This is a genomic window from Klebsiella sp. P1927, from assembly GCF_018204675.1.
GTDB lineage: Bacteria > Pseudomonadota > Gammaproteobacteria > Enterobacterales > Enterobacteriaceae > Klebsiella > Klebsiella pneumoniae.
Genome location: NZ_CP073377.1, coordinates 271,577 through 295,471, shown reverse-complemented (window position 1 = coordinate 295,471; position 23,895 = coordinate 271,577). Strand labels below are relative to the sequence as shown.

Genomic DNA, 23,895 nt, shown 5'->3' with positions numbered 1-23,895 from the left:
TCATCCTCCGTCAGAAGTCGTAGTTGTTGATGTTCTCTTTGCTGAACACCACGCGCTCCGGCAGCAGCACGATACCGTTGCCCTTCGCCTCATACTGGTAGCCCTGCACGCTATTCGGTTCGACCTTCAGCGAGCCGATATCTTTCACCTCAACGCTGTCGCCTACGTTAAGATCGCCCTTTTTCAGCAATCGATCGGCGACGTTAACCGCAATTTTGCCCTGCTGAACCACATCCCACAGGCCGAACGCTTTCACCGTGCCGCGCTCAACGTACGGGCGCATCACGTTCGGCGTACTAAAGCCGACGATCGCCACGCCCTGACGCTTGAGGTTCTCCGCCGCCTGCGCCGCCGCCGGCAGCGCATTGGCATCCGGCGCGATAATGGCGTCGAGATCCGGATAGGCTTTTAAGATCCCCTCGGCGGTTTGCAGCGATTTGGTGGCATCGTTATAGCCGAACTGAGTGGTGACGATTTGCCACTGCGGATGCTCTTTTTCGATTTTGGCTTTGGCTTCCTTCACCCACTGGTTCTGGTCGGTCACCGTCGGGCTGGAGTAGAAAAACGCTACCTTGGCAGTAGGCTTCGTCACCTGCTTTTCCGCCATCTCGACCAGCAGGCCGCCAAGCTGCTGCGGCGTGCCCTGATTGATATAGATGCTGCGGCACTCCGGCCTGGTATCGGAATCCCAGGTCAGGACTTTCACCCCGCGCTGCATCGCCCGCTTCAGCGCCGGACACAGGCCGTCCGGCGAGACGGCGGAAACGATAATCGCGTTGTAGCCCTGGTTGACGAAGTTGTTGATAAGCTGCACCTGGCCGGAGACGCTGGGCTCGGTGGGGCCGTCATAGGTGACATCCACGCCCAGCGCTTTCCCCGCCTCTTTCGCGCCGTTGCCGCCGCTGGTAAAGAAGCCGACGCCGACCAGCTTAGGAATAAAGGCGATGCGGTCCGCCGCCTGCGCGGTAACCACGCTCATCGCCAGCGCCAGCACGATCAGTTTTAATTTCATTTTATGCTCCGATTGTTTTATGCGAGAAAAGACGCCGCCAGGTCGCGCGCACCCATTCACGGTGCAGGCTCAGCGAACGCCCCATCACCACCACAACCAACAGCGCCCCTGACAGCGCGCTCGACACCTGGTTGGGGATGCCGACCATCTGTAAACCCTGTTGCAGATACCCCACCAGCAATGCCGCCAGCGCGGTACCCAGTATCGATCCCGAGCCGCCGTAAATATTGGCCCCGCCGAGCACCGCCGCGGTCAGCGCCGGCATCAGCAGGTCGCGGCCTAAATCCGAACGTGCCGAGCCGAAATAGGAGACCATCACCAGCGCCGCGACCGCCGAGGCGACGCCCACCAGGCCATACAGCACGTACGGGATGCCGTTCACCGACAGCGCGGCATAGCGCGCGGCGCGCGGGTTTTGCCCGAGTAAAAAGAGGTGGCGGCCAAAGCGCCCGCGATGGGTCAGCAGCCAGAAGAAAAAGGTGATAATCGCGAACAGCACCAGCGGCAGCGGCAGTCCGGCGAGGGTTAAATTGGCGAAGGCGGTGAAGCTATCGGGAAAACCGCCAATCCCCTCGTAACCGGTCGCGCCGGCCATCCCGGAAAGCAGCAGCGCGCCGCCGCCGTACAGATACAGCGTACCAAGCGTGATCACCAGCGGGCTGATGCCGGTGTAGTGGATCAGCGCGGCGTTGAATAACCCGCACAGCAGTCCCAAGAGCAACGTCAGCGATACCGCGAGCCACAGCGGCCAGCCCGCCTGGGTCATCACCCCGAGGGCGATGGCGCACAGGCCGATGGTCGAGCCCAGCGAAATATCGATCCCGCCGCTGATGATCACCAGCGTCAGCGGCAGCGCGACGATGCCGATGCAGATAAAGTCGCTGGTGCTAAAGAGCAGCATATTGAGATCCAGCATGCGCGGATTCAGCGCGCCGAACAGCAGGATCTCCACGATCAGCAACGCCAGCAGCGCGCTTTCCCAGTTAAGCTTCAGCTTCATTTAAGCCACCTCTTTGCTTTTGCGTTCGGGAAAGCGGGCAACCTGTTTCCCCCCTTTGTTACCGGGCTGGAAACGGCTGTACTTTAGCGCCCGCTGATGGCGGGCCAGCGCCTGACGCAGACGGCCATCGAGCACCAGCACGCCGAGCAGCACCAGGCCGGCGATAAAGTCGTTCCACCAGGCGGGAAGGCGGAACAGCACCAGTACGGTGTCGATTTGGGTGAGGAAAAAGGCGCCGAGAAACGCGCCAAGCAGCGTGCCGGTACCGCCGAGCAGCGAGATCCCGCCCAGCACGCAGGCGGCGATGGCTTTCATCTCCAGGCCGCTGCCGGTCTGATTAGGCACAAAACCAATCTGCGCGGCGAAGACGATCCCGGCGCAGGCCGCCAGCATACCGTTGAGGGTAAAGGCCAGCATCCGCGTGCGGTTGACCGCCACGCCCAGTTGGCGCGCGGCGGCGAGGTTATCGCCAGCGGCGTAAAAATCACGACCAAAGGCGGTGCGCGACAGCAGCCAGCCGCCCGCCAGCAGCAGCGCCAGCACCAGCCAGCCCAGCGGCGACACGCCGATAAACGCGGGCTCCGAGAGCGATTTCAGGCTGTCGGGCAAGCCTTCGATCCATTTCCCGCCGGTCCACAGCAACATCACCCCGCGATACAACCCCAGCGTACCGAGCGTCGCGACGATCGCCGGGATGCGCAGCCCCACGACCAGCAGGCCGTTAAAAGCTCCGGCCAGCGCGCCAATCGCCAGCGCGAAGGCGATAGCCGTCGCCAACCCATAGCCGTTGTTCAGCGCCACGCCGACGGCGATGGCGCATAGCCCAACGGTCGAACCTACCGACACGTCAATATTGCGGGTCAGCATCACCAGGGTCGCGCCCAATGCCAGCAGGCAGAGGATTTGCGAGCTGGAGAAAATCATCGCCAGGGTCTGCAGGCTGAAATAGGCTGGATTGAGCGCCACCAGCACAACAAAGAGCGCCACGATGGCAAAGAAGGCGCTCAGTTCGCGATTCTTGAGTAACGTTTTCATGCCTGCCCTCCAAAGGCCAGGGTCATCATGCGATCGACGGTCACCGCCTGCCGCGCCAGCTCGCCGCTGTAGCGGCCCTGATGCATCACCAGCACCCGGTCGGCAAGGCCAACGAACTCATCCAGATCGCTGGAGATCATCAGCACCGCCACGTTTTGCGCGGCAACGCTTTTCAGCAGCTGATAGATATCGGCGCGGGCGGAGACATCCACGCCGCGCGTCGGCTCATCGACAATCAGCAGTAACGGATTAGCTTCCAGACAGCGCGCCAGCAGCACCTTCTGCTGGTTACCGCCAGAGAGAGTGCGCACCGGCTGATCGCCATCGGCCAGCTTGATCCCCAGTGCCCGGTGATAGCGTTCAACCACCGCCGCCTCCCGTTTCCCCTGCTGCCACCACGACGGCTGATTGAACATCACCGTGTTCCAGCGCACCGGCGCATCGAGAAACAGCCCCGAGACCTGGCGGTCTTCCGGCAGATAGACCAGCCCGCTGGCCAACCTGGCGCGGGTGCTGTCGCAGCTAATCTCGCGGTTCTCCAGCCAGATTCGCCCGGCGCGCGGTGGACGCAGGCCGTATAAGGTTTCGGCAAATTCGGTGCGCCCGGATCCCACCAGCCCGGCCAGACCGACGATCTCTCCGGCGCGGATCTCCAGATTGAGATCGATAAAGCCTTCGCCGGTAAGATCTTCCACCCGCAGCACGGGAAAGTCCTGCGGTTGCGTACGGCGGTTGCCCGGTAGCGACAGCCACAGCTTTTGCGTGTCGCTCAGCGCATGGTCGCGGCTGACCGGCGTCATCGCGTTAATCAGTTGTTCGTCGCGGTATGCCGCGGTCTCGCCGCTCAGCACCACCGCGCCGTCGCGCATCACCGAAATATGGCTGGCAAGCTGGCGGATTTCGGGCAATTTGTGTGAGATAAAGACGATCCCAACGTCCAGCGCCTGTAACGCACGGATCTGGCTAAAGAGCCTCTCGGTTTCACCCGGCGTTAAAGAGGCGGTGGGTTCATCCAGGATCAGGATCCTGGCCTCGCGCATCAGCCCGCGCAGGATCTCGACCATCTGTTGATCGGCTACCTCGAGCGTGCTGGCGCTGGCGTCGAGGTTGATCTGGCAGTTCAACTTCTGCAGTTTGTCCTGCAACCGCGCGACGGTATCCGCCCGCTTCGGCAAACGAAAGAGAATGTTCTCGCGCACGCTGAGGTTGGGAAACAGCATCGGCTCCTGCGGCACCAGATAGATGCCTAACTGATGAGCCAGCGCCGGATTGAGGCGCGCAAACGCGCGGTCGCCGATCGTCAGTTCACCGTTATCCGGGGTTTCGACGCCGGCGATGATCTTCATCAGCGTCGATTTACCCGCGCCATTGCCTCCCATCAGGGCATGCACCTGGCCCGCGCATAGCGTAAAGTCGATGCCCTTCAGCACGGCAACGCCGGAGAACTGTTTGCGGATCTGGCGAGCTTCAAGCAGTGGCTTCATCATCGCGCCTCGATTGAACAAATGATTTTTAAATTTAATAATGTTCAAAAGCGTAGACGGTGAACTATATTTACAACCGTGCGAAGATCACACTTTGGTGCTTTAGATCGTCAGGAAAAAATAGGCCAGCGATGAAAGATCCGTTTTGCCAGTCGGCTCACACTTTCCGACCGCGCAATAGCGAACATATGATCTAAATTTTTATAAGAGTTCAATTTATGAGCGAAAAACGCATTACGGAAGAGAACCGCTACGCCGGGCTGGCGTTAGCCGAGGAAGAGCTGGTGGCGCGGGTGGCGTGGTGCTACTACCACGACGGCCTGACGCAAAATGACATCGGCGAGCGTTTGGGGCTGCCGCGGCTGAAGATTTCCCGTCTGCTGGAGAAAGGCCGCCAGTCCGGGGTGATCCGCGTGCAGATCAACTCGCGCTATGAGGGCTGTCTGGCGCTGGAAAGTGAACTCCAGCAGCGCTTTGGCCTCAAGATTGCCCGTGTGCTGCCGGCGCTCAACACCCCGCCGATGAATACCCGGCTGGGGATCGGCGCGGCGCAATCGCTGATGGGCATTCTGCAGCCGGGACAGCTGCTGGCGGTCGGCTTCGGCGAAGCCACCATGAGCTGCCTGCAGCATCTCAGCGGCTTTATCGGCTCGCAGCAGGTGCGGCTGGTGACCCTCTCCGGCGGCGTCGGCCCGTATATGACCGGTATCGGCCAGCTTGATGCCGCCTGCAGCGTCAGCATTATCCCGGCGCCGCTGCGGGTCTCTTCGGCGGAGGTCGCCGAGATCCTGCGCCGCGAGTCGAGCGTGCGCGACGTGATCCTCGCGGCGACGGCGGCGGACGCGGCGGTAGTCGGCATTGGCGCCATCGATCAGCGGCGCGACGCGACCATTCTGCGCTCCGGCTATATCAGCGAGGGCGAACAGCTGATGTACGCCCGCAAAGGCGCGGTCGGCGACATTTTAGGTTATTTCCTGCAGGCCGACGGCAGGCCGGTAGAAGGACTGGAGATCCATCGGGAACTGCTCGGCGTGACCCTTGATGAGCTGGCGCAGCTGCCGACCATCGTTGGCGTCGCCGGGGGAGAAGAAAAAGCGCAGGCGATTTATGCCGCTCTGATTGGCAAGCGCATTAATGGCCTGGTAACGGAAGAGACAACAGCACGCGCGGTACTCGCGCTGGCCTCCTGACGGCCAGGCGCCGCGCGACCACAGCGAGGCGCATGTCATGAGTTACCTGTTAGCGTTAGATGCCGGGACCGGCAGCATTCGGGCGGTCATTTTCGATCTTAATGGCCGCCAGCTGGCGGTAGGCCAGGCCGAATGGAAACACCTGAGCGTTGATAACGTCCCCGGCTCGATGGAGTTCGACCTTACCACCAACTGGCAGCTGGCCTGCCAGTGCATTCGCCAGGCGCTCGATGCCGCCCGGCTCTCTGCCGCCGATATTCAGTCCGTCGCCTGCTGTTCGATGCGCGAAGGGATCGTCCTCTATGACCGCGACGGCGAAGCCATCTGGGCCTGCGCCAACGTCGATGCCCGCGCCAGCCGCGAAGTGGCGGAGCTTAAGGAGATCCACGACTATCGTTTTGAATCCGAGGTGTACGAGGTCTCGGGACAAACCCTGGCGCTTAGCGCCATGCCGCGCCTGCTGTGGCTGGCGCACCACCGCCCCGATATCTACCGCAAAGCGGCAACCATCACCATGATCAGCGACTGGCTGGCGGCGAAGCTATCCGGCGAGCTGGCGGTCGACCCGTCAAACGCCGGCACCACCGGCATGCTCGATCTGTTCAGCCGCGACTGGCGTCCGGCGCTGCTGGATATGGCCGGGCTGCGCGCCGATATGCTGTCGCCGGTCAAAGAGACCGGCACCCTGCTGGGCGCCGTCACCGAAGCGGCGGCGCAGCAGAGCGGCCTGCGCGCCGGGACGCCGGTGGTGATGGGCGGCGGCGACGTCCAGCTCGGCTGCCTGGGCCTTGGGGTGGTGCACGCCGGGCAAACCGCGGTACTCGGCGGCACTTTCTGGCAGCAGGTGGTCAACCTGCCGCAGGTGCGTACCGATCCGCAGATGAATATTCGCGTTAATCCTCATGTCATTCCCGGCATGGCGCAGGCGGAATCGATCAGCTTCTTTACCGGCCTGACCATGCGCTGGTTTCGCGACGCCTTCTGCGCTGAAGAAAAACTGATTGCCGAGCGTCTCGGCGTCGATGCCTATTCGCTGCTGGAGGAGATGGCCAGCCGCGTGCCCGCCGGTTCCCACGGCGTGATGCCTATTTTTTCCGACGCCATGCACTTTAAGCAGTGGTACCACGCCGCGCCGTCGTTTATTAACCTCTCCATCGATCCGGAGAAGTGCAACAAAGCGACCCTGTTCCGCGCGCTGGAGGAGAACGCGGCGATTGTCTCCGCCTGCAACCTGGCCCAGATTTCGCAGTTCTCCGGGGTAACATTCGAGAGCCTGGTGTTTGCCGGCGGCGGCTCTAAAGGCGCGCTGTGGAGCCAGATCCTCAGCGACGTCACCGGCCTGCCGGTGCGGGTGCCGGTCGTCCGCGAAGCCACCGCTCTGGGCTGCGCCATCGCCGCCGGAACCGGCGCCGGATTGTATGGCGATATGGCCAGCACCGGAGAACGGTTAGTGAGCTGGCACCGCGAGTTCACCCCAAATCCGCAGCATCGCGAGCTGTATCAGGAGATGATGAGCAAGTGGCAGACGGTGTACGCCGATCAGCTTGGCCTTGTCGATAGCGGGCTGACAACGTCGATGTGGCAGGCGCCGGGTCTGGAACGCCGCCAGCGCGTTGTGTCCTCCCCCTCACCCTAACTACCGGTGCCGCTCCGCCTTTCCCCCCTCTCCCTTTGGGAGAGGGCCGGGGTGTGGGGCAACGCTTCGCCGTTCTTTGAATCCCATCACAATCACCGCACTCCCCTTTTCCCTTTTTCTCCACGATGGCTAAATTAGTAACTCATCCGACCACATAACAATAATTTTACATTGGAAGCCACTATGAGCCGCTATCCGTCGCTTTTCGCCCCGCTTGAGCTGGGCTTCACAACGCTCAAAAACCGCGTGTTGATGGGCTCAATGCACACCGGGCTGGAAGAGCTGCCGGACGGCGCGCAGCGGCTGGCGGCCTTTTACGCCGAGCGCGCCCGTCACGGCGTGGCGCTGATCGTCACCGGCGGCATCGCTCCGGCGCCCTCTGGCGTCACCATGGCCGGCGGCGCGGTACTCAACGACGCCAGCCATCTGGCGCATCATCGCCATATTACCGACGCGGTACATCAGGAAGGCGGCAAAATCGCTCTGCAGATCCTGCACACCGGCCGTTACAGCTACCAGCCCGCGCTGGTGGCCCCCTCGGCGCTACAGGCGCCGATCAACCGTTTTACCCCCCATGAACTGAGCCACGATGAGATCCTGACGCTGATCGATGATTTTGCCCACTGCGCCCAGCTGGCGCGCGAAGCGGGCTATGACGGCGTCGAGGTGATGGGCTCTGAGGGCTATCTGATTAACGAATTTCTCGCCGCGCGCACCAACCAGCGCGACGACCAATGGGGCGGCGATTATGCCAGGCGCATGCGTTTCGCCGTAGAGGTGGTTAAGGCGGTGCGCCAGCGCGCCGGCCACGATTTCATTATCATTTACCGTCTGTCGATGCTCGATCTGGTCAACGACGGCAGCACGCTGGCGGAAGTCACCGAACTGGCCAAAGCGATTGAAGCGGCGGGAGCGACCATCATCAACACCGGGATTGGCTGGCACGAAGCGCGCATTCCGACCATCGCCACGCCGGTACCGCGCGGAGCTTTCAGCTGGGTCACCCGCAAGCTGAAGGGCGCGGTGTCGATCCCGTTGATCACCACCAACCGCATTAACGATCCGCAGGTCGCGGAGGATATTCTCGCCCGCGGCGATGCCGATATGGTATCGATGGCCCGCCCGTTCCTTGCCGACGCCGAATTTATATCAAAAGCGCAGGACGATCGCGCCGATCAGATCAACACCTGCATCGGCTGCAATCAGGCGTGTCTCGATCGGATCTTCGTCGGCAAAGTCACCTCCTGTCTGGTCAACCCGCGCGCGTGTCATGAAACCCTGATGCCGGTCCTGCCTGCCAACGCGCCTAAACGGCTGGCGGTGGTCGGCGCCGGGCCTGCCGGTCTGGCCTTCGCCGTAAACGCTGCCGCCCGCGGTCATCACGTCACGTTGTTTGATGCGCTCCCGGAGATCGGCGGTCAGTTTAATATCGCCAAACAGATCCCCGGCAAAGAGGAGTTTCACGAGACGCTGCGTTACTACCGCACCATGCTCGATCTTCATGGTGTCGATCTACGCCTGAACACCCGCGTCACGACAGACGATCTGCTGGCGTTCGATGAGACGATCCTCGCCACCGGTATCGCCCCGCGCCTGCCGGCGATCGATGGGATCGATCATCCAAAAGTGCTGAGCTACCTTGATGTCTTGCGCGATAAAGCGCCGGTTGGCGCGAAGGTGGCGATTATCGGCTGCGGCGGCATCGGCTTCGACACCGCGATGTTTTTAAGCCAGTCGGGCGCGGCCACCAGCCAGGATATCGGCGAGTTCTGCCGCGAATGGGGTATCGATACCAGCCTGCAAACGGCGGGAGGGCTGAGTGCTGAAGGCCCGCAACTGAGTAAAAGCCCGCGACAGATTGTGATGCTGCAGCGCAAAGCCAGCAAACCGGGCGAAGGGCTCGGCAAAACCACCGGCTGGATCCACCGCGCGACGCTGCTGGCGCGCGGGGTGAAAATGATCCCGGCGGTCAGCTATGAAAAGATCGATGATGAAGGGTTACATGTCACTATCGGCGGCGAGCGCCAGCTGTTGGCGGTCGATCAGGTGGTGATCTGCGCCGGTCAGGAGCCGCGCCGCGAGCTGGCGGATCCGCTGCGCGCGGCGGGGAAAACGGTGCATCTCATCGGCGGTTGCGACGTGGCGGCGGAGCTGGATGCGCGTCGGGCGATTGCCCAGGGCACTAAACTGGCGCTGGCGATTTAGCCCTGTCCCGGGGGCGGCGCGATGCGCCTTCCCCGGGCTACCACGATAATCCCGCACGCTAGCCCGGCTAAGGCGACAGCCGCGAGCCGGGGGAAACCGCGACAAGAATCAGCGCTGCTTACGCACCTTGGTTGCTTTCAAAATGACAAACTTATTGTTCGTCGCAATCGTCGTGCAATTACCAAACGCGCGCTTCAGCTTACGGAAGTAATCGAGGTGGCGGTTGCCGACGACGTACAGCTCGCCGCCGTATTTCAGGCTGCGGCGGGCATCGTTAAACATCTGCCAGGCGATATGGTCGGTAATAGCGTGTTGCTGATGGAACGGCGGATTACACAGAATCGCCGTAAAGCGGTCAGGCTCAATGCCGGAGAGCGAGTTGTTGACCATGAATTCACAGCGTGCGATATCGTCCGGCAGATTGCGCTCGACGTTCAACCGGCTGGAAGCCACCGCCATGTGCGACTCATCGGTAAACATGACCCGCGCGTTCGGGTTCTGCGCCAGCGCCTGCAGGCCAATCACCCCATTGCCGCAGCCGAGATCGGCGATCTCGCCTTCTAGATCAGACGGTAAATGCTGCAGGAAGAAACGCGCGCCGATATCCAGCCCGCTGCGGGCAAAAACGTTGGCGTGGTTATGGATGGTCCACGGCGTGCCGTCCAGCTTCCAGCTGTAGGTTTGCGGCGCATCGGCAAGCTCAGGAGCGGTGAAAACGCAGTGGATCAGACGCGCTTTTTTCCACGCCAGCGAGGTGGTGGTGGTGCCGAGGATTTTTTCAAACAGCGCCAGCGTCGAGTTGTGCACATCACGGGCTTTCGCCGCGGCGATGATGCGGGTTTCCGGCGTAACTACTTCGCGCAGGGCGCGCAGCTGCTGTTCCAGCAGCGCCAGCTGTTTTGGCACCTTAATCAGCACCAGCGCCGGCGCGGCCGGTAGCGGGCTCAGGCTATCCTGAAAGCGCACGCTCTCTTCATCGATACCGTTCATCCGCAGGTTGTGGCGGGTCGCCAGCTCGGAAATAAAGGAGTCGTTGATACTGACCGGGTTGCGCTCCGCCAGCGCGCAGGCGAGCGCGCCGAAGCCGTCGTTGAAGATGAGCGTCAGGCCGTCGACGTCATTCACCTGTTGCAGCAGATATTCATCCGCCGCTTCCCATGCCTGAAGCGCTTCTTCTTCAGCGTTAGGTGGGAACCGCTCTAATGTGAATAACTCACCGTTTAACTCTGCCTGGCTCATCGCCTCTCCGCCTCCGGAATAGTAAAACCCGCGAGTTTATACGCAAATCCTGTCCAGTTGAAGAGAGATCGCTGATCATCGCCGCTCAGCGTAGATCGCCCTCGTCATCGGCTCGCAGCAGCGTTATCGACGCGCGAGCGCCGGGCATCAGCTGCTGCAGATAACCTACCAGCCGCTCTCCCGCCTCATGCAGGGCCGACAACGGCATCGCCGGCAGGCTTTCGAGAATAAACCACATCGTCTGCGCGCCGCTGTCCAGCCGGGTGCGCACGCCCTGTCGCCAGTTCCAGCGTCGGCAGGTTACGCCTATATCATCCCGCCAGATGACTTCGCCCGGCTCCGGATATTCCACTACCGGCTCTGCCGATTTTAGCGTATCGAATGGCTCATCGCCGCGGGCAATGGCCAGCCGCGGTTCGCCACGGTAGGCGGCCAGATTTTCCCCACCGACCGGGACGGCATAGCGAATGCTGATCGCGTTGTAGATATCCACCACCGGATCGATGGCCGGCAGGCTCCCCTCTTTCAGCACCCGCTTGCGCAGCGCCTGCGCCGAACAGGGGGTACGTTTCGCCTTCGCGCCGAAGGCGCTGAACGCTTCATCCCATGCCGCCAGGTGCGCTTGCGCCCAGGGCACATCATCCTGCTGCACCGCCAGGCAGGCCTCGGCCAGCGCCTGCTCCGCGACGGCGGGATCGGCCACCGGCGCGCTCTCCACCACAATACTTAATGCCCGAAAGCCCGGCGCCAGGCGGCTGACCGCAGATTCGATTGACGGCGTTACGCTACGCATTCGATAATCCTGTAATGACCAATTTGTTTCATCATAGTGACCAATGAACGTAAAAGTCAATATAACGACCGATTCAGGATCTGATGTCGACCAGGTAAGTCGCGCCGTCGCCACGCGGCTGAAGGCCTACCGTAAAGCGAAAAAAATGTCGCTGGACGAGCTGTCGCGCCGGGCCAGCATCAGCAAAGGTATGCTGGTCGAGATGGAAAAAGAGGCCGCCAATCCCAGCATTGCGATCCTCTGCAAACTCGCCGCCGCGCTGGGCGTCTCGGTGGCGGATATTGTCAATGTGTCAAGCGAACCCGCGTTGCATATTATTCCCGCCGAGCAGATCCCCACCCTCTGGCAAGGCCCGCTGGGGGGCAGCGCCAGGCTCCTCGCCGGCACCGCCGGGCCGAATATGATTGAGCTGTGGCGCTGGGAGATGCAGCCCGGCGAAGCCTTTGCCTCGCCTGGCCACCCGGCAACAACCTTCGAGCTGCTGCACGTGGAAGCCGGCGCGCTGACGCTGACGCTTGGCGAGACCTGCCGCACGGTGGCGGCCGGGGAATCGGCGGTGGCCCGCACCGAAATAGAGCACGGTTACCGCAATGAGGGTACCGCGCCGCTGGTCTTTACCATGACCGTGGCTGAACTGCCCTCCTGACAGACATAATGATAAGACGATGACAAAACTCATTTATTTACAGGGCTATCCTGAATCGCTGCTGGCGCAGGTGACCACGTTAATCGAGCAAGACCGCCTCGGCGAGGTGCTGCAAAAGCGCTATCCGCAAGGGCACGACGTTAACAGCGATAAAGCGCTGTATCAGTACACCCAGGACTTGAAAAACCGCTTTCTGCGCGGCGCGGCGCCGATCAACAAAGTGATGTATGACAGTAAGATCCACGTGCTGAACAATGCGCTCGGCCTGCATACCGCCATTTCCCGCGTGCAGGGCGGTAAGCTGAAAGCTAAAGCGGAAATTCGCGTGGCGACGGTATTTCGCGACGCGCCGGAAGCCTTTCTGCGGATGATCGTGGTTCATGAACTGGCGCATCTGAAAGAGAAGGATCACAACAAGGCTTTTTATCAGCTGTGCTGCCATATGGAGCCGCAGTACCACCAGCTGGAGTTCGACACCCGCCTGTGGCTGACGCACCTTTCGTTAAATCGTTCTGCGTAGTGACGCACTGGTTTTGTCATGACGGCATGATAGAGTGGCGGCAGGTTCCCTTTAACGGAGTTCGTCAACGTTTATGATACGTTTCGCAGTTGTTGGCACAAACTGGATCACCAAGCAGTTTGTCGATGCCGCCCATGAAACCGGCAAATATAAACTTACCGCCATCTACTCCCGCAGCCTCGAACAGGCGCAAGCCTTCGCCAAAGACTATCCGGTCGAGCATCTGTTTACCTCGCTCGATGAACTGGCACAGAGCCCTGACGTTGACGCGGTCTATATTGCCAGCCCGAACTCGCTGCACTTTCCGCAGACCCGGCTGTTCCTGAGCCATAAGAAGCACGTCATTTGCGAAAAGCCGCTGGCGTCGAACCTGCAGGAAGTCGAGGCGGCGATAGCGCTGGCGAAAGAAAATAACGTGGTGCTGTTTGAAGCCTTTAAAACCGCCAGTCTGCCTAACTTTCTCCTACTGAAAGAAACGCTCGCTAAAGTGGGCAAACTACGCAAAGCCTTCATCAACTACTGTCAGTACTCCTCACGCTATCAGCGCTACCTTGACGGCGAAAACCCCAACACCTTTAACCCGGCGTTCTCTAACGGTTCGATTATGGATATCGGCTTCTATTGCCTGGCGTCCGCTGTGGCGCTGTGGGGCGAGCCGCGGGCCGTTCTTGCCACCGCCAGCCTGCTGGACAGCGGCGTAGACGCCCAGGGCACCGTGGTGCTGAGCTATGGCGACTTCGACGTGACGCTGCATCACTCCAAAGTTAGCGATTCCGCGATCCCCAGTGAAATTCAGGGCGAAGACGGCGCGTTAGTGATCGAAAAAATCTCCGAATGTCAGAAGCTGGCGTTTGTGCCGCGCGGCGGTAAAGCCCAGGACCTGACGCAGCCCCAGCACATTAATACCATGCTGTATGAAGCGGAGACCTTTGCGCGCCTGGTGGAGACACAGGATGTGGATCACCCGGGCCTGGCGGTGAGCCGGATCACCGCCAAACTGTCCAGCGAAATTCGTCGCCAGACCGGGGTGATCTTCCCGGCCGATACGCAGCCGCTGGCGTAAAAGAGTGTAAAGGCCTGACCGGCCGCCATTGACGAAAACCGCCCTGTGACATATTTTGTTACGTGCAAAGGGGAGTAACTTCCTTGCCGGTTGATCGTCATTACGATGCGTGCAATACCGCATCCGGTCGCCGGGCAATAACCAAAGCCCATCGCGATGTACTTTGGTTGTTGTAAGTGAGACCTTGCCGGAAGGCGAGGTCTATGCATAAAAGCGCAGCGGCTGCCGTCTTCCGACGTCAGCCGTTTTGTTTTTATGTAAGGAATATCAAATGAATACTGTCGGCACGCCGTTGCTATGGGGTGGATTCGCTGTCGTTGTCGCGATCATGTTGGCAATCGACCTGCTGCTTCAGGGACGACGCGGTTCGCATAGCATGACCATGAAGCAGGCCGCTGGCTGGTCAATCCTCTGGGTCACGCTTTCTCTGCTGTTCAACGCCGCCTTCTGGTGGTATCTGGTGCAAACCCAGGGCCGGGCCGTCGCCGATCCGCAGGCCTTAGCCTTCCTCACCGGTTATCTGATTGAAAAAGCGCTGGCGGTCGATAACGTCTTCGTCTGGTTGATGCTGTTCAGCTATTTCGCCGTACCGCCTGCTCTGCAGCGCCGGGTGTTGGTGTATGGCGTACTGGGCGCGATCGTTCTGCGTACCATTATGATCTTCGCCGGCAGCTGGCTGATTTCGCAGTTCGACTGGCTGCTGTACGTCTTTGGCGCCTTCCTGCTGTTTACCGGCGTGAAGATGGCGCTGGCGAAAGAGGACGACTCCGGCATCGGCGATAAACCGCTGGTGCGCTGGATCCGCAGCCATCTGCGGATGACCGATAAAATCGAGAGCGAGCGCTTCTTCACCCGTAAAAACGGGGTGCTGTTCGCCACCCCGCTGCTGCTGGTGCTGATTCTGGTGGAACTGAGCGACGTGATTTTCGCCGTCGACAGTATCCCGGCAATCTTCGCGGTCACCACCGATCCGTTTATCGTGCTGACCTCGAACCTGTTCGCCATCCTCGGCCTGCGCGCCATGTACTTCCTGCTGGCGGGGGTCGCTGAGCGCTTCTCGATGCTCAAATACGGTCTGTCGGTGATTCTGGTGTTTATTGGCGTGAAGATGCTGATCGTCGACTTCTACCATATCCCGGTTGCCATCTCGCTGGGCGTGGTGGGCGGCATCCTGGCCGCCACGCTGCTGATTAACGCCTGGGTCAACAGGCAGCACGACAAGCAGCGCAAACTGCCAGAGTAATCTGCTACCGCGCCGTCGGCCCTCGCTGGCGGCGCGGTAATCAGCTATAGCAGACGTTCTCGTAACGAGAATACCTGCTCATGTCACAATTATGTTACTACGCAGTTAAAAAATAAGATCCATATTAAAATCACAGTATTTTACGCTTCCCGCCAGTCTTTCTTTCCGTATACTCGACTATGCAAACATCTACTTACATCCTGACATAAACGTAAAAAATAATACGTGGCTGGGATGGCTTGCTACATCACTGGAAGGAATGAATTATGACAACACGCACTCCCTCATCAGGGTGGCTCTCCCGCCTGGCGCAAGGCAGCCTGGTGAAACAAATTTTAATCGGCCTGGTGCTTGGCGTACTGTTGGCGCTGGTCTCTAAGCCTGCGGCTATCGCCGTCGGTCTGCTGGGGACCCTGTTCGTCGGCGCGTTAAAAGCGGTAGCGCCGGTGCTGGTATTGATGCTTGTCATGGCCTCGATCGCCAACCATCAGCACGGACAAAAAACCAGTATACGCCCCATTCTGTTTCTCTATCTGCTGGGCACCTTTAGCGCGGCGCTGACCGCGGTGTTGTTCAGCTTTCTCTTTCCCTCGACCCTGCACTTAACCACCGCCGCCGACAGCATCACGCCGCCGTCGGGGATTGTTGAGGTGCTGCGCGGCCTGCTGATGAGCATGGTGTCCAACCCGATCGACGCTCTGCTGAACGCCAACTATATCGGCATTCTGGTGTGGGCGGTGGGGCTTGGCTTCGCCCTGCGTCATGGTAACGACACCACCAAAAACCTGATCAACGACGTCTCCCACGCGGTGACCTTTATCGTTAAAGTGGTGATCCGCTTTGCGCCGCTGGGGATCTTCGGCCTGGTATCTTCCACCCTGGCGACCACCGGTTTCGAGACCCTGTGGGGCTATGCCCAGCTGCTGCTGGTGCTGGTGGGCTGTATGCTGCTGGTAGCGCTGGTGATTAACCCGCTGCTGGTGTTCTGGAAGATCCGCCGCAACCCCTATCCGCTGGTGCTCACCTGCCTGCGCGAAAGCGGCGTTTACGCGTTCTTCACCCGCAGTTCCGCCGCCAACATTCCAGTGAATATGGCGCTGTGCGAGAAGCTGAATCTGGATCGCGACACCTATTCGGTCTCTATTCCACTGGGGGCGACCATCAATATGGCAGGCGCGGCAATCACCATCACCGTGCTGACGCTGGCGGCGGTGCATACGCTGAATATTCCGGTGGATCTGCCGACGGCGCTGCTGCTGAGCGTGGTCGCTTCGCTGTGCGCCTGCGGCGCCTCCGGCGTGGCGGGCGGCTCGCTGCTGCTGATCCCGCTGGCCTGTAATATGTTTGGGATCCCGAACGATGTGGCGATGCAAGTGGTTGCCGTTGGCTTTATTATCGGCGTGCTGCAGGACTCCTGCGAAACCGCGCTGAACTCCTCCACCGACGCCCTGTTTACCGCCGCGGCCTGCATGGCGGAAGACGACCAGCTGGCGAAAAACGCCCTGCGCGGATAACGCCTTTCCCCTCCGCTATCGGGCGGAGGGGCTCTCTTCCTGTACTGCGTTTTCAACCTTAAACGGATCGATACCGCGCTTTTGCATCCGGCGGAAGCGAATGATGTTCAGCCCGTTGACGATCAGGAAACTGCCTTCTATCAGCGTCCCGCCAATGGAACCCAACCACAGATTATGCGTGACCCAGCAGGCGGTGGAGCACCACATCACGCAGCGGACGGTTAGCCCTTTGCAGCGAAACAGCGCCCAGGTGCTGGCGACGGTGCCAATGATCGGCAGCAGCTCCATGGCATGCTGCAGTTTACCCAGGCCGAGAATCAACGTCAGGAGGATAAAGACTGTCATCACCCACAGGCTACGGGTGCGTAAGGAAATGACCGTGCGAAGCGCATTGAGCCCGGCGCTCATTCCAGCCGGCCCGGCGCCCATCAGGAAAAAATGAACGCCGATAATAGCGCTATAGACCGCCAGCTGTAGCCTGAAACGGCGTTCATCGCGGTTGATAAAGGTGGTAATGCCGATAAGAAAGGCGATGACGCCGACCCCCTGGGCCAGCCAATACGCGGTCATGTAAGCTCCCTGACTGAAAAAAACAAACGGCGCTTCACTGGCTGAAACGCCGCTGTTACGAGCCCGATGGCGCTACGCTATCAGGCCGATACACAAACCAAGCCTCTGGGCGCCAACGCAAATACGCCTTTACAGGGTAACACCGCTTTTAAAGATGGCCAGCTCGCGGAAGTCATTCTGCTCATTACAGGTCGGTTTACCGTTGGCGAAGGCTACAATGGCATCCACAAACTCTTCCAGCAGCTGCGGCATCGTTTTGCCGTGGAGCAGCTGCCCGGCATCAAAGTCGATCCAGTGCTTTTTCTTCGCCGCCAGCTCGCTGTTGGTGGCGATCTTCACCGTTGGCACAAAGCCGCCGTACGGCGTGCCGCGACCGGTGCTGAACAGCACCATATGGCAGCCGGCGCCGGCCAGCGCGCTGGTGGCGACCGCGTCGTTGCCCGGCGCGCTCAGTAAATTCAGACCATGAACCTTCAGGCGCTCGCCGTAGCGCAGAACATCCACCACCTGGCTGGAGCCCGCTTTCTGAGTACAGCCCAGCGACTTATCTTCGAGGGTAGTGATCCCTCCGGCCTTATTACCCGGCGAGGGGTTTTCGTAAATAGGCTGGTCGTGAGCAATAAAGTACTGCTTAAAGTCATTGACCATGGTCACCAGCTTGTCGAAGGTCGCTTCGTCGCGGCAGTGGCTCATCAACAACTGTTCAGCGCCGAACATCTCCGGCACTTCGGTCAGCACGGTAGTGCCGCCGTTGGCGATCACATAGTCTGAGAAGCGGCCCAGCATCGGATTAGCGGTAATGCCCGACAGGCCGTCCGATCCCCCGCACTCGAGGCCAAACTTCAGCTCGCTGAGCTTGCCCGGCTGGCGTTTATCCTGACGCATCACTTCATACAGCTGATGCAGATGCTCAACCCCCGCCTCCACTTCATCGTCCTGATGCTGGCAAACCATAAAGTGCACGCGCTGCGGGTCAAACTCGCCCAGCGTCTCGCGAAAGGCCTCCACCTGGTTGTTTTCACAGCCAAGGCCAACCACCAGCACCGCCCCGGCGTTCGGGTGACGAACCATATTTTGCAGCATGGTGCGAGTGTTGATGTGATCGTCCCCAAGCTGCGAGCAGCCATAGGTGTGGCTGAAGAGATGTACCCCATCGATATCCTCAGCGCCATACGTCTCTTTCAGGAAACGGTTCTGCATTTGTCTGGCCATCGCGTTGACGCAGCCGACGGTCGGCAGGATCCACAGCTCATTGCGCACGCCGACGTCACCGTTGGCGCGACGATAAATCTGTACTTCGCGATCCGCAGGCTGTGGCGGTTGGGCAACCAGGTCCGGTTGATAGCGATACGCGTCAAGGTCGCTGAGATTGGTGCGCGTATTGTGCGCATGAACATGCTCGCCCGGCGCGATATCCGCCAGCGCATGGCCAATCGGCAACCCGTACTTAACGACGTTTTCCCCTTTCGCGATAGCGCGCAGTGCAAACTTGTGGCCGCGAACGATATCCTGGCCGAGGGTGACCGAGTCATTATCAATCGTCACCACGCTACCGGCAGCGATATCCGTCAGCGCGACCGCGACGTTATCCTGCGAATGGATTTTGATGTATTGCATATCAACCGACCTCTGGCCTTAGTTCAGTTCAATGGCGAAATAGTCACGCGCATTGTTAAAGCAAATGTTTTTCACCATCTCGCCCAGCAGCGCGATATCCGCAGGCGCTTCGCCGGCAGCCACCCAACGGCCGATCATCTGGCACAGAATGCGGCGGAAGTATTCGTGGCGCGTGTAGGAGAGGAAGCTGCGACTGTCGGTCAACATCCCGACGAAGCGGCTCAGCAGCCCGAGCTGCGCCAGCTGGGTCATCTGCCGCTCCATACCGTCTTTCTGATCGTTGAACCACCAGCCGGAGCCGAACTGCATCTTGCCTGGCATGCCTTCACCCTGGAAGTTACCGATCATGGTGCCCAGCACTTCGTTATCACGCGGGTTCAGGCAGTAGAGAATCGTTTTCGGCAGCAGGTTTTCTTCGTTCTGCTTGCTCAGCAGCTTAGACAGCTCTTCCGCCATCGGACGATCGTTGATCGAGTCGAAGCCGACGTCTGGCCCTAACAGTTTGAACTGACGGAGGTTGTTGTTACGCAGCGCGCCAATGTGGTACTGCTGGACCCAGCCGCGACGGGCATACTCTGCGCCGAGGAACACCAGCACCGCGGTTTTGAACTGCGCCACTTCGTGTTCGCTAAGGGTCTCGCCAGCCAGGCGGCGCGCCAGAATGTCATCCAGCTCGGCGTCGGTCGCTTCGGCAAACAGCACCACGTCCAGCGCATGATCGGAGACTTTGCAGCCGTGTGCGGCAAAATGATCCAGACGTTTGGTCAGGGCGCTTTGCAGGTCAGCGAAGCGGCGAATATCGGTATCGGATACCTCGCCCAGCTTAGCCATATAATCATTGAAGGTCGCCAACTCGATGTTGAAGGCTTTATCCGGGCGCCAGCTCGGCAGCACTTTGATGTCAAAGGAGTTGTCTTTGGCGACAGCCGCGTGGTGCTCAAGAGAATCAATCGGATCGTCGGTGGTACCGACCATCTTCACATTCATCTGCTTCATGATTCCGCGGGCGGAGAAGGCATCCTGAGCCAGCAAATCATTACACTGGTCCCAGATCTCATCGGCGGTGGATGGCGACAACAGCTTACCTGTAATACCAAAAGGTCGACGCAGCTCTAAATGGGTCCAGTGGTATAACGGGTTGCCAATAGTGTGTGGAACCGTGGCCGCCCAGGCGTCAAATTTCTCGCGATCGGACGCATCACCGGTACACAGACGCTCCGGCACGCCGTTAGTGCGCATTGCGCGCCATTTATAGTGATCGCCTTTCAGCCAGATGTCATACAGGTTTTTAAAGCGATAGTTTTCGGCAACCTGCTGCGGCGGAAGGTGGCAGTGGTAGTCGAAAATCGGCTGATCTTTGGCGTAATCATGGTACAGACGGCGGGCAAACTCGGTATCAAGTAGAAAATCTTCAGTCATAAACGATGTCATTCGCGTGTCCTCTTCGCTCCAGTGCGGGAGCCTTTCAGATGATTGACTACAATGCTGACAAAGTTATCACACCAATTTCTACAGACCGAACTGTTTTTCGTGAGTTAGATCAATAAACGTCGATAAAAAAATGACCGCCCTGGAGCAAAACACCTCGCCAGAGCGCGCCATCTCTGGCTTTCCAGGCAAGGGATAAAGACCACACTAACTTTCCCACTTTTGTGACAGCTCTCAACTTTTAAAGTTGTATGACAAGTTATCTTTCTGCCGTCGCAACATATAAACCGACGGAATGCATTACCGGTGCTTATGGCATCGGCTTATACGGAATGGATACCGACTTTCAACATAACAACTGATGGTAAGGTTCAGGCCAGAGGGGACTACCCTCCTGAATCCTCCGTTTCGCTTTCCCGGCCGCTTATTGCGCTCGGTAAAGGCCGCACCTGATGCGGAAAGATAACAGACGATGAGGTTTACATGCGTAAAATTAAAGGGTTACGTTGGTACATGATCGCGCTGGTGACGCTGGGCACCGTGCTGGGCTACCTGACCCGTAACACCGTAGCGGCGGCCGCGCCGACGCTGATGGAAGAGTTACACATTTCGACCCAACAGTACTCCTATATCATTGCAGCCTATTCCGCTGCCTATACCGTTATGCAGCCCGTCGCGGGGTATGTCCTTGATATTCTGGGGACCAAAATTGGCTATGCCTTCTTCGCCATCGCCTGGGCGGTATTCTGCGGCTCAACGGCGCTGGCCGGCAGCTGGGGTGGACTGGCGCTGGCCCGTGGCGCAGTCGGCGCAGCGGAGGCCGCAATGATCCCCGCCGGCCTGAAGGCCAGCTCAGAGTGGTTCCCGGCAAAAGAGCGCTCTATCGCAGTGGGCTACTTCAACGTGGGTTCCTCTATTGGCGCCATGATCGCGCCGCCGTTGGTGGTGTGGGCGATTGTCATGCACAGCTGGCAGATGGCGTTCATCATCTCCGGGGTATTGAGCTTCGCCTGGGCCATCGCCTGGCTTATCTTCTACAAACACCCGCGCGACCAGAAAAAATTATCTGACGAAGAACGTGACTACATCATTGGCGGTCAGGAGTCTCAGCATCAGACCAATAACGCGAAGAAAATGTCGCCGTGGCAAATCCTGCGCAACCGTCAGTTCTGGGGTATCGCCCTGCCGCGCTTCCTCGCCGAGCCGGCCTGGGGGACCTTTAACGCCTGGATCCCGCTGTTCATGTTCAAAGTTTACGGTTTTAACCTGAAAGAGATCGCCATGTTCGCCTGGATGCCGATGCTGTTCGCCGACCTCGGCTGTATCGTCGGCGGATATCTGCCGCCGCTGTTCCAGCGCTGGTTTGGCGTCAACCTGATCGTGTCGCGTAAAATGGTGGTCACCATGGGCGCCCTGCTGATGATTGGCCCGGGGATGATCGGCCTGTTCACCAGCCCGTACGTGGCGATTGCCCTGCTGTGCATCGGCGGGTTCGCTCACCAGGCGCTGTCCGGGGCGCTGATTACCCTCTCTTCCGATGTCTTTGGCCGTAACGAAGTCGCTACCGCCAACGGTCTGACCGGGATGGCCGCCTGGCTGGCGAGCACCATGTTCGCCCTGGTCGTCGGCGCGCTGGCTGACACCATCGGCTTTAGCCCGCTGTTTGCGGTACTGGCCGTCTTTGACCTGCTGGGCGCGCTGGTTATCTGGACGGTGCTGAAAAACAAACCGGCTGACGATGACTCGACGCCGCTTAGCAGCCGCAAACCGGTCACGCAGAGTTAGATCGAATGGCAAGGTAATCGCCGATCAAGCCGCCTTCTCAGGCGGCTTTTTCATGCCTGCCAGTGGTGGAAAGCGCGTAAAAGTGGTATAACAAATCGAATATTGTCGCCATCTTCCGGGAGCGAATATGGAAATCATTGAACCACGCCGTCTATATCAGCAGCTTGCCGCTGAGCTGAAGACGCGCATCGAACAAGGTGTCTACCTTGTAGGGGATAAGCTGCCCGCCGAGCGCTTCATCGCCGATGAAAAAAACGTCAGCCGCACCGTGGTTCGTGAAGCCATTATCATGCTGGAAGTGGAAGGGTATGTCGAAGTCCGCAAAGGGTCGGGTATCCACGTTATCTCCAACCATCCGAAATACCAGCAGGTGGCCGATGAAAGCCTTGAGTTCGCCAACTATGGCCCCTTTGAACTGCTGCAGGCGCGGCAGCTAATTGAAAGCAATATTGCCGAATTCGCGGCGACTCAGGTGACCAAACAGGACATCATGAAGCTGATGGAGATTCAGGAGAAAGCGCGTAACGAGAAATGTTTCCGCGACTCCGAGTGGGACCTGCAGTTTCACGTCCAGGTGGCGCTGGCGACGCAGAACAGCGCGCTGGCGGCGATCGTGGAAAAGATGTGGACCCAGCGCGTGCATAACCCCTACTGGAAAAAGCTGCATGAGCATATCGACCTGCGTACGGTCGATAACTGGTGCGACGACCACGATCAAATCCTGAAAGCTCTGCTGCGAAAAGATCCCAACGCCGCCAAGCTGGCGATGTGGCAGCATCTGGAAAATACCAAGCAAATGTTGTTCAACGAAACCAGCGATGACTTTGAATTTAATGCCGATCGCTACTTATTTGCCGAAAACCCAGTCGTTCATCTCGATACCGCAGTCAACGGCGCGAAATAAGGCCTTATCCCTCCGGCGCGCCCCCCTGCGCGCCTGTCTGACAGTGAGGCTGGAGTAAGCAAGTCATATATAGTGTCAGCCTGTGTAAATCCTCTCGCCTCCCATCTCCGCAATCAGCAAAATCAACGAGCAACACCTTGCAATTTCTCTGACGGAAAGTCAGGTGATTTGTTACAATTAGATGCATTTTGTCGTTCTGGGGGGTAGGTATTTACTTACTTCAGTCTTATACAGGGAAGCGTTCAGAGCGCCTAAGCAGCGACCATAATCTCATAAAAATCTTGTCGCCCTATATGCCACGCGCTCAGACGTGCCGTTAACCGATGTACCAGGAATCGTGAATGGAACTATTTACCCAGTTATTGAATGCCTTGTGGGCTCAGGATTACGAAACGCTCGCGAATCCCTCCATGATAGGCATGCTGTATTTTGTCTTGTTTATGATTTTGTTCCTTGAGAACGGGTTATTGCCTGCCGCGTTTTTACCGGGGGATAGTCTGCTCGTGCTCGTGGGCGTGCTGATCGCCAAAGGGGCGATGGGTTTTCCGGAAACTTTGCTGCTGCTCACCGCCGCCGCCAGCCTCGGCTGCTGGCTAAGCTATATTCAGGGGCGTTGGCTGGGTAATACGCGGATCGTGCAAAACTGGCTGTCACACCTGCCTTCGCACTATCACCAGCGTGCGCATCACTTGTTTCATAAGCATGGGCTCTCCGCGCTGCTGATCGGCCGCTTTATCGCCTTCGTACGCACGCTGCTGCCCACCATCGCCGGGCTTTCCGGCCTTAATAACGCCCGTTTTCAGTTTTTCAACTGGATGAGCGGCCTGCTGTGGGTGCTCATCCTGACCTCGCTTGGCTATCTGCTGGGTAAAACCCCGGTATTCCTCAAGTATGAAGATCAGCTGATGTCCTGCCTGATGCTCCTGCCGGTTGCCCTGTTGGTCTTCGGACTGATCGGCTCGCTGGTGGTGCTGTGGAAGAAAAAATACAGAAGCCGGGGCTAATGATGGT

20 protein-coding genes are annotated in these 23,895 nt (G+C 59.2%); 11 read left to right on the top strand and 9 right to left on the bottom strand.

What is annotated here, in order from left to right; genetic code table 11:
* Positions 1-10: 10 nt before the first annotated feature.
* Genes lsrB through lsrA form a run of 4 tightly spaced genes read right to left on the bottom strand, consistent with a single transcriptional unit; the run spans position 11 to position 4,531 of the window.
* A complete protein-coding gene (lsrB, locus tag KB892_RS01585; RefSeq protein WP_002917725.1) occupies positions 11-1,012 on the bottom strand; it encodes an autoinducer 2 ABC transporter substrate-binding protein LsrB in 1,002 nt (333 codons plus the stop codon).
* 1 nt (position 1,013) lies between these two features.
* Positions 1,014-2,012, bottom strand: coding sequence for an autoinducer 2 ABC transporter permease LsrD (gene lsrD, locus KB892_RS01580; protein WP_002917727.1), 999 nt, complete (start codon positions 2,010-2,012; stop codon positions 1,014-1,016).
* On the bottom strand, positions 2,013-3,047 hold the full coding sequence (gene lsrC, locus KB892_RS01575; protein WP_002917729.1) for an autoinducer 2 ABC transporter permease LsrC: 1,035 nt from the start codon (positions 3,045-3,047) through the stop codon (positions 2,013-2,015). It lies immediately after the preceding gene.
* Positions 3,044-4,531 (bottom strand): autoinducer 2 ABC transporter ATP-binding protein LsrA, encoded by a 1,488-nt coding sequence (gene lsrA / locus KB892_RS01570; RefSeq protein ID WP_002917730.1) that lies wholly within the window; start codon positions 4,529-4,531, stop codon positions 3,044-3,046. The genes lsrC and lsrA overlap by 4 nt, the downstream gene beginning before the upstream one ends.
* A gap of 218 nt (positions 4,532-4,749) precedes the next feature.
* Here lsrA and lsrR point away from each other — a divergent pair, with 218 nt between their 5' ends.
* From lsrR to KB892_RS01555, 3 genes are all read left to right on the top strand, one after another.
* A complete protein-coding gene (gene lsrR / locus KB892_RS01565; RefSeq protein WP_004150933.1) occupies positions 4,750-5,721 on the top strand; it encodes a transcriptional regulator LsrR in 972 nt (323 codons plus the stop codon).
* Between the two features lie 37 nt (positions 5,722-5,758).
* Complete coding sequence (gene lsrK / locus KB892_RS01560; RefSeq protein ID WP_004150934.1) at positions 5,759-7,357, top strand: autoinducer-2 kinase; 1,599 nt, start codon at positions 5,759-5,761, stop codon at positions 7,355-7,357.
* 183 nt (positions 7,358-7,540) lie between these two features.
* Positions 7,541-9,562 carry an NADPH-dependent 2,4-dienoyl-CoA reductase gene (locus KB892_RS01555; RefSeq protein ID WP_004181395.1) on the top strand — a complete coding sequence of 674 codons (2,022 nt, stop codon included), beginning with the start codon at positions 7,541-7,543 and terminating at the stop codon, positions 9,560-9,562.
* A 108-nt stretch (positions 9,563-9,670) separates the two neighbouring features.
* Here KB892_RS01555 and rlmG read toward each other — a convergent pair whose 3' ends face one another.
* Positions 9,671-10,801: a 23S rRNA (guanine(1835)-N(2))-methyltransferase RlmG gene (gene rlmG, locus KB892_RS01550; protein WP_002917887.1), complete on the bottom strand. Its 1,131-nt coding sequence runs from the start codon at positions 10,799-10,801 to the stop codon at positions 9,671-9,673.
* 85 nt (positions 10,802-10,886) lie between these two features.
* On the bottom strand, positions 10,887-11,594 hold the full coding sequence (locus KB892_RS01545; protein WP_002917889.1) for a B3/B4 domain-containing protein: 708 nt from the start codon (positions 11,592-11,594) through the stop codon (positions 10,887-10,889).
* A gap of 43 nt (positions 11,595-11,637) precedes the next feature.
* Between KB892_RS01545 and KB892_RS01540 the strand changes: the two genes are divergently transcribed.
* The 5 genes from KB892_RS01540 to sstT all read left to right on the top strand — a co-directional run bounded on the left by KB892_RS01540 (position 11,638) and on the right by sstT (position 16,580).
* Positions 11,638-12,240 (top strand): helix-turn-helix domain-containing protein, encoded by a 603-nt coding sequence (locus KB892_RS01540; protein ID WP_004150936.1) that lies wholly within the window; start codon positions 11,638-11,640, stop codon positions 12,238-12,240.
* Between the two features lie 19 nt (positions 12,241-12,259).
* Positions 12,260-12,760, top strand: coding sequence for a M48 metallopeptidase family protein (locus KB892_RS01535; protein ID WP_002917891.1), 501 nt, complete (start codon positions 12,260-12,262; stop codon positions 12,758-12,760).
* Positions 12,761-12,833: 73 nt separating this feature from the next.
* Positions 12,834-13,823 (top strand): Gfo/Idh/MocA family protein, encoded by a 990-nt coding sequence (locus KB892_RS01530; protein WP_004149902.1) that lies wholly within the window; start codon positions 12,834-12,836, stop codon positions 13,821-13,823.
* Positions 13,824-14,094: 271 nt separating this feature from the next.
* The gene (locus tag KB892_RS01525) at positions 14,095-15,066 is read left to right on the top strand and encodes a TerC family protein (RefSeq protein WP_002917893.1); all 972 of its coding nucleotides are present in this window, start codon (positions 14,095-14,097) and stop codon (positions 15,064-15,066) included.
* A gap of 266 nt (positions 15,067-15,332) precedes the next feature.
* Positions 15,333-16,580 (top strand): serine/threonine transporter SstT, encoded by a 1,248-nt coding sequence (gene sstT, locus KB892_RS01520; protein WP_002917895.1) that lies wholly within the window; start codon positions 15,333-15,335, stop codon positions 16,578-16,580.
* 15 nt (positions 16,581-16,595) lie between these two features.
* Here sstT and KB892_RS01515 read toward each other — a convergent pair whose 3' ends face one another.
* The 3 genes from KB892_RS01515 to uxaC form a co-directional block, all read right to left on the bottom strand.
* A complete protein-coding gene (locus tag KB892_RS01515; protein WP_002917897.1) occupies positions 16,596-17,150 on the bottom strand; it encodes a YgjV family protein in 555 nt (184 codons plus the stop codon).
* A gap of 129 nt (positions 17,151-17,279) precedes the next feature.
* On the bottom strand, positions 17,280-18,767 hold the full coding sequence (locus tag KB892_RS01510) for a UxaA family hydrolase (RefSeq protein ID WP_002917898.1): 1,488 nt from the start codon (positions 18,765-18,767) through the stop codon (positions 17,280-17,282).
* Positions 18,768-18,785: 18 nt separating this feature from the next.
* The gene (gene uxaC / locus KB892_RS01505; protein ID WP_002917899.1) at positions 18,786-20,198 is read right to left on the bottom strand and encodes a glucuronate isomerase; all 1,413 of its coding nucleotides are present in this window, start codon (positions 20,196-20,198) and stop codon (positions 18,786-18,788) included.
* 480 nt (positions 20,199-20,678) lie between these two features.
* Here uxaC and KB892_RS01500 point away from each other — a divergent pair, with 480 nt between their 5' ends.
* From KB892_RS01500 to yqjA, 3 genes are all read left to right on the top strand, one after another.
* Positions 20,679-21,980: an MFS transporter gene (locus tag KB892_RS01500; protein ID WP_002917905.1), complete on the top strand. Its 1,302-nt coding sequence runs from the start codon at positions 20,679-20,681 to the stop codon at positions 21,978-21,980.
* A gap of 127 nt (positions 21,981-22,107) precedes the next feature.
* A complete protein-coding gene (exuR, locus tag KB892_RS01495) occupies positions 22,108-22,884 on the top strand; it encodes a transcriptional regulator ExuR (RefSeq protein ID WP_002917907.1) in 777 nt (258 codons plus the stop codon).
* 341 nt (positions 22,885-23,225) lie between these two features.
* Positions 23,226-23,888 carry a DedA family general envelope maintenance protein YqjA gene (gene yqjA, locus KB892_RS01490; RefSeq protein ID WP_002917909.1) on the top strand — a complete coding sequence of 221 codons (663 nt, stop codon included), beginning with the start codon at positions 23,226-23,228 and terminating at the stop codon, positions 23,886-23,888.
* Positions 23,889-23,895 lie beyond the last annotated feature (7 nt).

What these genes read in the sequence shown, in the direction of transcription:
- lsrB (WP_002917725.1), bottom strand. Translation starts at nt 1,012, where the DNA reads ATGAAATTAAAACTGATCGTGCTGGCGCTGGCGATGAGCGTGGTTACC.
- lsrD (WP_002917727.1), bottom strand. Translation starts at nt 2,012, where the DNA reads ATGAAGCTGAAGCTTAACTGGGAAAGCGCGCTGCTGGCGTTGCTGATC.
- lsrC (WP_002917729.1), bottom strand. Translation starts at nt 3,047, where the DNA reads ATGAAAACGTTACTCAAGAATCGCGAACTGAGCGCCTTCTTTGCCATC.
- lsrA (WP_002917730.1), bottom strand. Translation starts at nt 4,531, where the DNA reads ATGAAGCCACTGCTTGAAGCTCGCCAGATCCGCAAACAGTTCTCCGGC.
- lsrR (WP_004150933.1), top strand. Translation starts at nt 4,750, where the DNA reads ATGAGCGAAAAACGCATTACGGAAGAGAACCGCTACGCCGGGCTGGCG.
- lsrK (WP_004150934.1), top strand. Translation starts at nt 5,759, where the DNA reads ATGAGTTACCTGTTAGCGTTAGATGCCGGGACCGGCAGCATTCGGGCG.
- KB892_RS01555 (WP_004181395.1), top strand. Translation starts at nt 7,541, where the DNA reads ATGAGCCGCTATCCGTCGCTTTTCGCCCCGCTTGAGCTGGGCTTCACA.
- rlmG (WP_002917887.1), bottom strand. Translation starts at nt 10,801, where the DNA reads ATGAGCCAGGCAGAGTTAAACGGTGAGTTATTCACATTAGAGCGGTTC.
- KB892_RS01545 (WP_002917889.1), bottom strand. Translation starts at nt 11,594, where the DNA reads ATGCGTAGCGTAACGCCGTCAATCGAATCTGCGGTCAGCCGCCTGGCG.
- KB892_RS01540 (WP_004150936.1), top strand. Translation starts at nt 11,638, where the DNA reads ATGAACGTAAAAGTCAATATAACGACCGATTCAGGATCTGATGTCGAC.
- KB892_RS01535 (WP_002917891.1), top strand. Translation starts at nt 12,260, where the DNA reads ATGACAAAACTCATTTATTTACAGGGCTATCCTGAATCGCTGCTGGCG.
- KB892_RS01530 (WP_004149902.1), top strand. Translation starts at nt 12,834, where the DNA reads ATGATACGTTTCGCAGTTGTTGGCACAAACTGGATCACCAAGCAGTTT.
- KB892_RS01525 (WP_002917893.1), top strand. Translation starts at nt 14,095, where the DNA reads ATGAATACTGTCGGCACGCCGTTGCTATGGGGTGGATTCGCTGTCGTT.
- sstT (WP_002917895.1), top strand. Translation starts at nt 15,333, where the DNA reads ATGACAACACGCACTCCCTCATCAGGGTGGCTCTCCCGCCTGGCGCAA.
- KB892_RS01515 (WP_002917897.1), bottom strand. Translation starts at nt 17,150, where the DNA reads ATGACCGCGTATTGGCTGGCCCAGGGGGTCGGCGTCATCGCCTTTCTT.
- KB892_RS01510 (WP_002917898.1), bottom strand. Translation starts at nt 18,767, where the DNA reads ATGCAATACATCAAAATCCATTCGCAGGATAACGTCGCGGTCGCGCTG.
- uxaC (WP_002917899.1), bottom strand. Translation starts at nt 20,198, where the DNA reads ATGACATCGTTTATGACTGAAGATTTTCTACTTGATACCGAGTTTGCC.
- KB892_RS01500 (WP_002917905.1), top strand. Translation starts at nt 20,679, where the DNA reads ATGCGTAAAATTAAAGGGTTACGTTGGTACATGATCGCGCTGGTGACG.
- exuR (WP_002917907.1), top strand. Translation starts at nt 22,108, where the DNA reads ATGGAAATCATTGAACCACGCCGTCTATATCAGCAGCTTGCCGCTGAG.
- yqjA (WP_002917909.1), top strand. Translation starts at nt 23,226, where the DNA reads ATGGAACTATTTACCCAGTTATTGAATGCCTTGTGGGCTCAGGATTAC.